A 6,697-nucleotide genomic window follows, 5' to 3' on the forward strand; every position below is an offset into this window, starting at 1 on the left:
TCATCAACCCGCCTGCTCCACCTTGCCGGGGTCCTTCACCAGGTTGAGGTACATCTGCGCGCTCTTGTTGTCGGGGCTGCGCGCCAGCACGTCCTCCCACACCTGCACCGCCTCCGCCCTGCGCCCGGCGGAATACAGCGCGACCCCATACTGGATACGGCCGGGGATGTAGGACGGGTTCTGCGCGATGACCTGTTCGTACTCGGCGATGGCCGCCGCGTTGTCCCCCGCGTCACGCAGGGCATTGCCCAGCTTCAGGCGGATGTCCACGAACTGCGGACACAGGCCCAGCGCGCGGCGGTACTCCTCGATGGCCCGCTGCCAGGCGCCACTGGAGGCGAACACGTCGCCAATCTCGCCGTACATGTTGGCGATCTTCTTCTCGACGTAGGGGTCCAGCTCCCCGGGGCCCGTCTTCTGCCGGGACAAGGCGGCCTGGTAGACCTCCTTCGCCTCGGCGTACTTGCCCATGTCGTTGTAGATGACCGCGAGATTGAGCGCCGCTTCGGTGTACGCCGGATTCAGGTTCAGCGCGGACTCGAACGCCCGCTGGGCCCGGGCGAACTGGCCCTGGTCGTGGTAGATGATGCCGAGCATGTTGAACACGTCCGCGAACGTCGGATTCTGCTCGACGATCTTCGCGAGGTACTGCTCGGCCTGGGCGTACTGCTTCTTCTCGAAGTAGCCGCGCCCGAGGGTCAGTAGCTGCTTGAGGGGCTCTTCCATGACTCCGGCCCGTCCTCGGGCCCTGCCTCCGACGCGGCTAGCCTACATGAGCCCGGGCGAAAACAAGAATTCATCACCGTGAAGCGTGAGCGACAGCGACCGTTGGCCCCGGGTGTCCACCGGCCTCGACGGGAGGGAGCCCTGCAACCGCCAGTGCTCCGTCACCACTGCTTGCTCCCGCTCCAACCGGATGTACCACGCCTCCGCCCGATACGAGCGTCCTCGCAACATCTTCAGTTCGTCCCACTCCGCGCCCCCCACCCCGGGATTCCCGGGAACAGAAAGCCGAGCCAGGGCTTCCGCGTCCGCGGCCTCCAGCGCGCGGCGCCGCGCCTCCAGTGCCGTGACGACGGCCACCAGTCGGGGGGAGGTGTTCTTCTCCGGCACCCAGTCGCCCCCGCGTCGCACGAAGGGCACCTTCTCCACGCCGGCGGTGCCCACGCGGGTGGGGCCGAGGGTGCCGTTGAAGTCGAGCGTGGCGTGGGCCTCGGCGCGCTGGCCGCCGGGCTCCACCGTCACCGTGATGCGGGCGAAGTGGAGCTCCTGGGAGACCAGGGGCGCGTCCGTGAGGGGGATGGGCAGGGAAAACCCATAGGCCTCGGTGTGCTTCAGGGCGGTGATGATCTCCGCCTCGGGGCCCGCGGCGAAGCCCAGCAGCCGGGGGATGAGCACCGCGCAGGCGGCGAGCACCGCCAGTCCGGCGATGACCAGGCCCCCCAGCCGGCTCCACTCCTCGGTGGACCTCACGCGGCCTGCCGGGGACCTCACGTGCCCAGCAGCTGCTGGGCCTTCTGGGCGGCGGGCGTCCCCGGCAGGCGGCGCAGCACCTGGCGCAGGGTCTCCTCGGCGCGCTTGGGGTCGTTGAGCTTCACGTAGGCCTCATGCAGGTCGAAGAGGGCCTCCTCTTCGTACGGCGTGCCGGGGTACTTCGTGAGCAGCGACTCCAGGCGCTGGGCCACGGCCTTCCAGCGCTCGCGCTTCGTGTAGAAGCGGGCCACGTACAGCTCGTGCTCGGCCAGGCGCTTGCGTGCGTCGTCCGCGTGCCGCTTGGCCTCGGGGACGTACTGCGAATCCGGGTACTGGCGGAGGAACTCCTCCATGGTGGAAAGCGCGGCGCGAATCTCGCCCTGGTCCTTCTCCTCGGAGGGCGGCAGCGCGAAGAAGTCGGACGGGAAGTCCTCCACGTGGGTGAGCGCCGAGCGGAACGCGGCGTAGTCGACCTTGGCGTGCGTGGGGTGGAGCTTGATGAAGGACTGGTACTGGTCGCGGGCCTCGGGGAAGGCCTCGCGGGCGAAGTCCACGTCCGCCAGGCGCAGCTCCGCCTCGCGGGCGGCCTCCTGGTACGGGTACTTGACCCGGACGTACTCGAAGTACTTCTGGGCCTTGAAGAAGTCCTTGTTCTCCAGCGCCTCGCTGCCGAGCCGGAGGTTCTCCTCCGCGTCAGCGGCGTAGTCGGGGTCTCCCCCCTGGGAGCCGGAGAGGGTGGAGCAACCCGAGGCGAACAAGAGGACGACGGTCAGGAAGGCGACGACGGAACGCATCGGCGGCACGCTATTCGTCCGGCCCCGAGGGGTCCAGTGAAGGTTCGCCGAGCAGTTGCTGGATGACGTCCTCGGAGAATCCCCGCCCGGACAACAGCCGCGCGGCGCGGGCCCAGGCCTTCTCGTCGAGCGGCCGGGCCGCCAGCCCCCGCTTCTCCAGGACGGCGCGCGCGGCGGCCGTGGCGTCGAAGTCCACCGCGTCCGTGGCGGACGCCAGCGCGCCCTGGGCCGCGTCCTCGGACAGGCCGTGGGCTTGCAGCTTCTGGAGGACGGAGACGGGGCCCTTGCCCGAGCGCAGGAGGGAGGCGGCGCGCGCTTCTCCGAAGCGGGTGTCGTCCAGGTAGCCCCAGCCCTGGAGGCGGGCGAGCGCGGCGTCGCGGACGCAGGGGGCGAAGCCCTTCTTCTCCAGGGCCTGGAGCAGCTCCTGGCGCGTGCGGGCGCGAATGCCCAGCAGCTTGAGTCCCGCATCCGTGGCGCGCTGGACGGCCTCGGGGCCTTCATCCTCCGGGAGCATGGCGGGATACGTAGCATGTGGTAACAGGCGCGGCATGCATCCAGTCCTTGCCCGCTACCTCACCGCCGATGTCGCGAAGGAGACGCTCCGCAAGCAGCAGGCGGGGGGCGCCCTCGACCCGGAGGAGCAGTTCTTCGCCGAGGCCGCCAAGGCGCACCCGCGCCAGGCCGCCATCCTGATGGACGTGGGTGGCCGCGTCCTGTCCTCGGACGCCCAGGCGGCGCTGGTGCTGCTGGCGGCGCACGCGTCGGCGCGCGCGATTCAGGAAGACGCGGAGCTGACCGAGGCCACGAAGAAGGCGCGTGAGGCGCTGACCGAGGAGGGCGCGAGTGAGGAGGAGACGGACGCGTTCATCGCCTCCATCCTCCTGGAGGAGGCGTTCGGCTACGAGCAGGACGTGGACAGCTTCGACCGCGAGTACGTGAAGGAGTCGCTGGGCGAGGTGCCCGCGCTGGCCGCGCTGACGAAGGAGGCGGTGGACGCGCTGTTCGTCGGGTTCGTGAAGGCCTCGAAGGACGACGCCGAGCGCAAGGTGCGCGAGGTCATGGCGAGGGCGCTGTTCGACATCGCCTGGGCGGAGGGGCCGGCCCCCATCAACCCCGAGCACATCGAGGCCCTGCTCGACGCGCAGGTCGCCGACAAGCCCGAGGAGGAGCAGGAGGAGAAGGTGCACGCCACCGCCCATCTGCTCCAGGCGCTGGCGAAGGAGGGCCTCATCGGTCCGCTGCGCCTGTCGCGCCTGAGGGCCATGCTGGGCGAGGAAGACGCGTAGCCACCGAGTCACGCGGCGGTGGGCCCTCGCGGCCCGCCGCTCGGAGTGGCTGACGCCGCGTCGTGCGCATCGGGTGGACGGGAGGATGACTCCCCTGCCCTGCCACGAGCCTGAGCGATGTCCCTGGACGCAGCCCGCTGAGCGAGACGCGCCCCCTCTCGCAGGTCGCGTCACACAGGTGGGCGACGGCACGGAGCCGTCTCGCCTCACGGGGATCTCCCGACAGACGAGGCAGAGCACCGGGGCTGGGCCGTTCGCGGCGACCCGCTCTCATGGCCCCTCAACGCTTCGGGGAAGCACCGAGGCCGGGCGTTCGCGGCCTCGCCGCCACTCAGTGGCATCAAACGAAGCACCGAGGCCGGGCGTTCGCGGCCTCGCCGCCACTCAGTGGCATCAAACGAAGCACCGAGGCCAAGCGTTCGCGGCCTCGCCGCCACTCAGTCGCATCAAACGAAGCACCGAGGCCAAGCGTTCGCGGCCTCGCGCCACTCAGTGGCATCAAACGGAGCACCGAGGCCAGACCGCGCGCGGCGGCCTCGACCCACGGTGCCCCGTCGACTCAGAAGCGTTCGATCTGGAAGTCGTCATCCCCCCCCGCCGCCGGAGCAGGCGCGGGGGCCGGGGCGGGAGGACGGGCCGCCGGCGGAGGCGCGGCCGGGCGCATGGCCTGGGCCGGCGCGGGCGGACGCGCGACGTTCGGCGCCGCGGGCGTGGCGGGACGCGCGACCTGGACCGGAGCCGGCGTGGACGGAGCGGCGGGAGGCGGCGCCGCACCCACGGGCGCGCCCTTCTGCGCGAAGGCGGCCGAGCCCGGAATCGGCCGGGCCTCGCCCGGCTTCGCGTCGAAGCTGTCCCACTTGGAGTCGGACGTGCCGCTGATGCCGGAGAAGCGCAGCGCGAAGTCGTCCGGGTTGGACGCCTGACGGTGGGCCTCGTCGTAGGTGACCAGCCCCTGGCGCACCAGGCTCATCAGCGACTGGTCGAAGGTCTGCATCCCGTAGGAGTCCGTGCCCTGGGCGATCGCGTCGTGGATCTCCTTCGTGCGGTCCTTGTCCTCGATGAGCTCGCGCACGCGCGCGGTGACGCGCAGCACCTCCACCGCGGCCACGCGGCCCTTGCCGTCCGCGCGCGGCACCAGGCGCTGGCTGACCACGCCCTTGAGCACCGAGGCCAACTGGATGCGCACCTGCTTCTGCTGGTGCGGCGGGAAGGCGGAGACGATGCGGTTGACCGTCTCCGTGGCGTCCAGCGTGTGCAGCGTGGACATGACCAGGTGGCCCGTCTCCGCCGCGTGCAGCGCCGTCTCGATGGTCTCGTGGTCTCGCATCTCGCCCACGAGGATGACGTCCGGGTCCTGCCGCAGCGCGCTCTTGAGCGCCTGCGCGAAGCTCATCGTGTCCACGCCCACCTCGCGCTGGTTCACGATGGAGCGCTTGTCGCGAATGAGGAACTCGATGGGGTCCTCAATCGTCATGATGTGGCTGGTCTCGTTGGAGTTGATGTGGTCGATCATCGCCGCCAACGTGGTCGACTTGCCGGAGCCCGTCGTGCCCGTCACCAGGATGAGACCGCGCTCCTCGCCACAAATCTTCGCCAGCACCTGCGGCAACAGCAGGTCCTGCATCGTCATCACCTTGAACGGGATGACTCGCAGCACCGCGCCCACGGTGCCGCGCTGCTGGAAGACATTCACGCGGAAGCGGCCCAGGCCCGGGACTCCGTACGCCAGGTCTACCTCGTTGCTCGCCTTGAACTTCTCCTTCTGGAACTCGTTCATGATGCCGAACGCCATCCGCGCCACCTCCTCGGGCGGAAGACGACGGCCGTCCTTCAACGGCACCAACGAGCCATCCACCCGGAACATGGGCGGCAGACCGGCCTTGAGATGAATGTCGGAGGCACCGCCGCGCAGGGCGATCTGGAGGATCTCATTGAGTTCCATGGGCGTCGCGGATGGTAGCAGACGCTCGCGCGCCCGCGCGACACACCGTGGAGTGAGTCCCCGAAAACACCACGGCGGAGACCCTCGTGAGAGAGCCCCCGCCGCGGAGGACAGCGAGCGACCAACCTGGACGGTTAGCGCTTGGAGAACTGGAACCGGCGACGCGCGCCCGGCTGACCGTACTTCTTGCGCTCGACCGCGCGAGCATCACGCGTGAGGAAGCCGGCCTTCTTCAGCGCCGGACGGAACTCCGGGTTGAAGGCGCACAGGGCGCGGGCGATGCCGTGACGGATGGCGCCGGCCTGGCCCGAGAGACCGCCGCCGCGAACGTTCACGGTGACGTCGAGCTTCCCCTTCTGCTCGAGGATCTCGAGGGGCTGGTTGAGCACCATCTTCGAGGTCTCGCGACCGAAGTAGTCGTTGATCTCACGACCGTTGATGGTGACCTGACCCGTGCCGGGACGCAGCCAGACACGAGCGGTGGCCTCCTTGCGGCGGCCGGTGGCGTAGAAACCGAGCTCTTGGTGGATGGGCATGGACGTTGTCTCCCTTACGCCTCAACCGAGTACGCAGCCGGCTTCTGGGCGGCGTGGGGGTGGGTATCACCCGCGTAGACCTTCAGCTTCGTCATCATCTGCCGACCCAGCGCGTTGCGGGGCAGCATGCGGCGGACCGCGTTGATGATGATGTCCTCGGGGTGGCGCTGGCGGAGCTTCTCCAGGTTGGTGATCTTCAGGGCGCCCGGGAAACCCGCGTGCGGGTGCCGGTAGTACATCTTGTCCTTCTCCTTCGTCCCCGTCACCTTCACCTTGTCGGCGTTGATGACGATGACGTGGTCGCCCGTGTCGATGGACGGCGTGTAGATGGCCTTGTGCTTGCCCTTGAGCAAGGTGGCAATCTGGCTCGCCGCGCGGCCCAGCACCTTGTCGGACACGTCGATGACGTGCCACTGGCGCTTGATGTCCCCAGCCTTCGCGCTGTAGGTCTTCTGCGACATTTCGTGCACTCCAGACTTCTCGCGGTCGCCAGGTGCATGCCGGGGACCGCATCTCGTGCGGAACCAACCACAGGTCCTCCACGAAACATCCGCAGAGGCCCGGAAAGGCCGACCCTCCTAGCGGTCATGGAGGATCAAGTCAAGGTTGGCGGGGGCCACCGAGCCACGGAAGGCTCTTTTCCTACCCCACCCTACCCCCAGGAGG

Annotated in this window: 8 protein-coding genes; 1 reads left to right on the plus strand and 7 read right to left on the minus strand. The window is 69.2% G+C overall.

The window, feature by feature from the left end; all coding sequences use genetic code 11:
* Positions 1 to 3 precede the first annotated feature (3 nt).
* The 4 genes from FL311_RS16465 to FL311_RS16480 are packed head-to-tail and all read right to left on the minus strand — an operon-like array spanning position 4 to position 2,781.
* Positions 4 to 726 (minus strand): lipopolysaccharide assembly protein LapB, encoded by a 723-nt coding sequence (locus FL311_RS16465; RefSeq protein ID WP_046712186.1) that lies wholly within the window; start codon positions 724 to 726, stop codon positions 4 to 6.
* A 42-nt stretch (positions 727 to 768) separates the two neighbouring features.
* Positions 769 to 1,473, minus strand: coding sequence for a hypothetical protein (locus FL311_RS16470; protein WP_141326085.1), 705 nt, complete (start codon positions 1,471 to 1,473; stop codon positions 769 to 771).
* A gap of 17 nt (positions 1,474 to 1,490) precedes the next feature.
* Positions 1,491 to 2,267: an outer membrane protein assembly factor BamD gene (locus tag FL311_RS16475; RefSeq protein WP_194869228.1), complete on the minus strand. Its 777-nt coding sequence runs from the start codon at positions 2,265 to 2,267 to the stop codon at positions 1,491 to 1,493.
* Between the two features lie 10 nt (positions 2,268 to 2,277).
* Complete coding sequence (locus tag FL311_RS16480; RefSeq protein WP_141326087.1) at positions 2,278 to 2,781, minus strand: regulatory protein RecX; 504 nt, start codon at positions 2,779 to 2,781, stop codon at positions 2,278 to 2,280.
* Between the two features lie 34 nt (positions 2,782 to 2,815).
* Between FL311_RS16480 and FL311_RS16485 the strand changes: the two genes are divergently transcribed.
* Complete coding sequence (locus FL311_RS16485) at positions 2,816 to 3,553, plus strand: hypothetical protein (RefSeq protein ID WP_141326088.1); 738 nt, start codon at positions 2,816 to 2,818, stop codon at positions 3,551 to 3,553.
* A 559-nt stretch (positions 3,554 to 4,112) separates the two neighbouring features.
* Here the strand turns inward: FL311_RS16485 and FL311_RS16490 are convergent.
* The 3 genes from FL311_RS16490 to rplM all read right to left on the minus strand — a co-directional run bounded on the left by FL311_RS16490 (position 4,113) and on the right by rplM (position 6,492).
* Positions 4,113 to 5,495 carry a type IV pilus twitching motility protein PilT gene (locus tag FL311_RS16490; protein ID WP_141326089.1) on the minus strand — a complete coding sequence of 461 codons (1,383 nt, stop codon included), beginning with the start codon at positions 5,493 to 5,495 and terminating at the stop codon, positions 4,113 to 4,115.
* A gap of 134 nt (positions 5,496 to 5,629) precedes the next feature.
* Positions 5,630 to 6,031, minus strand: a complete 402-nt coding sequence (gene rpsI / locus FL311_RS16495) for a 30S ribosomal protein S9 (protein WP_046712181.1) — start codon at positions 6,029 to 6,031, stop codon at positions 5,630 to 5,632.
* A 14-nt stretch (positions 6,032 to 6,045) separates the two neighbouring features.
* Positions 6,046 to 6,492: a 50S ribosomal protein L13 gene (gene rplM / locus FL311_RS16500; protein WP_141326090.1), complete on the minus strand. Its 447-nt coding sequence runs from the start codon at positions 6,490 to 6,492 to the stop codon at positions 6,046 to 6,048.
* Positions 6,493 to 6,697 lie beyond the last annotated feature (205 nt).

Origin of the sequence: Myxococcus sp. AB025B (assembly GCF_006518215.1) — a bacterium.
Lineage (GTDB): Bacteria > Myxococcota > Myxococcia > Myxococcales > Myxococcaceae > Myxococcus > Myxococcus fulvus.